Source organism: Gammaproteobacteria bacterium, assembly GCA_022340215.1.
Taxonomy (GTDB): Bacteria; Pseudomonadota; Gammaproteobacteria; order JAJDOJ01; family JAJDOJ01; genus JAJDOJ01.
The window spans coordinates 1-3,396 of sequence record JAJDOJ010000030.1 but is presented as its reverse complement, the minus strand read 5'-3'; the positions used below and the strand labels follow the sequence as shown (position 1 = coordinate 3,396).

Annotated in this window: 5 protein-coding genes; all 5 read left to right on the top strand. The window is 61.8% G+C overall.

Features of this window, described 5'->3' with window-relative positions:
- Positions 1-381: electron transfer flavoprotein subunit alpha/FixB family protein (locus LJE91_02155; protein MCG6867557.1), on the top strand; the 381-nt coding region annotated here is incomplete at its 5' end.
- Between the two features lie 158 nt (positions 382-539).
- Positions 540-1,877: an FAD-dependent oxidoreductase gene (locus LJE91_02150; GenBank protein ID MCG6867556.1), complete on the top strand. Its 1,338-nt coding sequence runs from the start codon at positions 540-542 to the stop codon at positions 1,875-1,877.
- On the top strand, positions 1,877-2,155 hold the full coding sequence (locus LJE91_02145; protein MCG6867555.1) for a 4Fe-4S dicluster domain-containing protein: 279 nt from the start codon (positions 1,877-1,879) through the stop codon (positions 2,153-2,155). The genes LJE91_02150 and LJE91_02145 overlap by 1 nt, the downstream gene beginning before the upstream one ends.
- An 18-nt stretch (positions 2,156-2,173) precedes the next feature.
- A complete protein-coding gene (locus LJE91_02140; protein ID MCG6867554.1) occupies positions 2,174-3,049 on the top strand; it encodes a hypothetical protein in 876 nt (291 codons plus the stop codon).
- A partial coding sequence (locus LJE91_02135; GenBank protein ID MCG6867553.1) for a creatininase family protein occupies positions 3,046-3,396 on the top strand: 351 nt, incomplete at its 3' end. The genes LJE91_02140 and LJE91_02135, both read left to right, overlap by 4 nt.

Here is a 3,396-nt window from a genome sequence, read left to right as displayed (position 1 = left end):
GGCGTCGGTGGGCCTGAGGGTATGGCGGAGCTGCAGCGGCTGGCGGATCTGTTGAACGCCGCCCTGGGCGGAACCCGGGTGGTCGCCGACCGCGGCTGGCTGGCCCACGAACGCTACATCGGTACGACGGGCAAGATCATCGAGCCCAAATTGTACATGGCCTTCGGGGTTTCCGGCGCCGTTCAGCATGTGTCGGGTATCGGTGACAGCGACACGATTATCGCGATCAACATCGACCGCACGGCTCCGATGCTCAAACTGGCGGATCTGGGCATAGTGGGCGATTTGCACGAGATCCTGCCAATCTTGATCAGTAAACTGGAGACGCTGGTGGGCGTCGAGGCTGTGCCTGCGCAACCGAAGCAGTCGGCCGGCCAGTGATGCGCGGAGCAATCTCCATTGATGCGACTCGCTGTCCACCGGATTCCACGAGGTCTTTGACACGTGTCTGTACGGACCGCGATCCAGGCATCCGGTTAAGGAAGGGCCCGGACTCCACCACGGAAAAGGCAAACCAAGCCTGAGAGATACCAAAAGCAATGATGACGAGCAACGCCACCCAAGACACTGAACATTTCGACGTGATCGTTATCGGTGCGGGGCCCGCCGGTAACGCCGCCGCCCTGATCACGGCGCGCGCGGGCCTGAAGGTGCTGCTTCTCGAGCGCGGCGAGTATCCGGGAGCCAAAAATGTTTCCGGTGGCGTCTTCTACGGCAGCAGGATCCTTCATGAGCTGATTCCCAATTGGTGGGAACAGGCACCGGTCGAGCGTTACATCTGCCGCCGCGATATTGCCCTTATGTCGGCCACGACCGCGGTGTCGCTGGATTTTCGTTCCACGGCTACGGGCTATGCCGATCCACCCTACAACGGCTTTTCCGTCCTGCGCCCTAAGTTCGACCGCTGGTTCGCGGCCCAGGCCGAAGCCTCCGGTGCGTTCCTGCTGAATTCCTGTGTGGTGGACGATGTGCTGCGCGAAAATGGCCGGGTAGTGGGCGTCAAGGTACGGCGTGAGCTGGGCGAGGTGCGCGGCAACGTGGTGATCGCCTGTGACGGCTCGAATTCCTTTATGGCCAAGAAGGCTGGACTGCAGCGGGAGTTCGATGGCCACGAGATAGCCTTGGGAGTGAAAGAAGTCCTGGGACTGGACGAGCACCTGATCCGCGAGCGTTTTCAGCTGTCCGGCAACGAGGGCATGGCCTTCGAATACCTGGGCGCTATTACCGAAAATGTCCACGGCGGCGGGTTTCTCTACACCAACCGGGATTCCCTTTCCGTGGGTGTTATCGGCCAGATCTCCTCCCTGGTGGAGCACAAGAAGCGGCCCTATGAACTGCTGGAGCAGTTCAAGGCGCATCCGGCGGTGGCACCCCTGGTGCGCGGTGCTACTCTGCGTGAATACTCCGCCCACACGATCCCTGAAATGGGCTGGCACATGAGACCGAAACTGTACGCCGACGGTATGCTGGTCGCTGGCGACGCCGCCGCCTTCTGCTTCAACTCAGGTCTTTACCTCGAAGGCATGAACTATGCGATGCAGTCCGGCCTCGCGGCCGGAGAAACCGCCATCGAGGCCTGCCGTCAGGGTGATTTTTCCAAGGGTACCCTGTCTCGTTACGAGCACTATCTGAAACAGCGCCACGTCTCCGAGGATTTCCAGCGGTTCCGCTTCGCCCCTCCTTTCGTCAACGGGGAGCGGTTGCAGAACCTGTACCCGGATTTCGTTGCCCATGCCGCGGAAAACCTGTTTCGGGTGGATGGCAACCGCAAGCAAAAGATTTTGCCGCTGGCCATGAAAAGCGTGCGCCGGTTTCGCATCAGGCCGCATCATTTGCTGCGGGATTTCTACCATGCCGCGAGGGCTTACCTATGGTAATGACGACCCACGAAGAGAAAATGCGCACCGCCCGGTTCAAGGTGGACGATAAGCCCCATATCGTGGTGGACGCCGGAATCTGCAAGGACTGCGCGGTACGCGCCTGTGTCTACGTCTGTCCCGCCAACCTGTTCGTCCCCCTGGACGACGGCGGCATTCTGTTCAACTATGAACAATGCTTCGAGTGCGGCACCTGTTATATCGCCTGTAACCAGGAAGGGGCTATCCAATGGTCCTATCCAACGGGCGGTTTCGGGGTGACTTACCGGGAATCCTGACAAGTAGGTAATTGACCGATGCGTATCGCCGTTTGTCTCAAACTCGTACACGATCCGACCACCGTCGAAGTCGACCCGCTCACCGGCATCATCGATGCGGCGCGCACGCTCTACATGATGAATCTGGACGATGCGGCTGCCCTGGAAACGGCACTGCGCCTGCGTGGTGGCGAGGGCTCAATTCAGGCGCTTACCGTCGGCCCCGAGGAAACGGAGGCGGTGCTGCGGGATGCCCTTGCGGTCGGTGCCGATACAGTCGTGCGCCTGTGGGATGAATCCCACGCCATTACCAAACCGTCGGTGACATCCACTTTGCTGGCGGCTTCGCTGCGCCTGGAAGATGCGCTCCCTGACCTGATCCTTTGTGGCGCCCGCAGCCTCGACCGATGGGCTGGCAAAGTGCCCGCTTTGCTGGGAGAACATCTGGACCGGCCCGTCGTGACCGATGTGACGCAACTCGAGATTCAGGGTGATCGCGCTCTGGTGCAGCGGCGCCTAGCGCGCGGTGCCCGCTCCGAGAGCGAGGTGATGCTGCCGGCGGTGCTTGGCGTCGAGTCGAGCCTGGCCCGCCTGCGTCAGGCTACCCTGCCCGGACTGATGCGGGCAAAAGCTGCGAAGATCCCGGTGCGTAACCTTTTCGAGCTGGGATTGTCGGTGCAGGATCTGCAATTTCCGACGGTGACGTTGCGTGAAGTCATGCCGCCTGCCCCCCGTCCCCGGGCGATCTTCATTCCCGATTCCAATCTTCCGCCCCACGAGCGCGCCGCCCAGATCATGTCGGCCGGTGTCGCGAAGAAATCGGGACAGGTGATGTCGGATCGTTCGCCGGAGGAGATGGCCGATGCGATCATCGATTTCCTGCGCGCCCGGGGCTTTCTGGAGTCCGCCCGGTGACGGGCCGGCTCGCCGAGATGACTTGGCCAGAGGTGGCCCAGGCCCTCGCCGGTGGCGTGACGACGGTGATTCTGCCCCTGGGCGCTACCGAACAGCACGGGCCGCATTTACCCCTGGCGACCGATACCGTTCGGGCTGCGGCCCTGGCCGAGGCGTTGGCTGAGCAACTGACCCAGACGCTGGTGGCGCCGGTGCTGCCCATCGGTTGTTCCGACGAACACAGTGGTTTTCCAGGTTTATTGAGTCTCGAAGGTGGAACCCTGGCGCGGGTGATCGTGGACTGCGCCCGACGCATGGCGGCCTGGGGACTGCAACGGCTGATACTGCTCTCGGCCCATGGCGGCAAT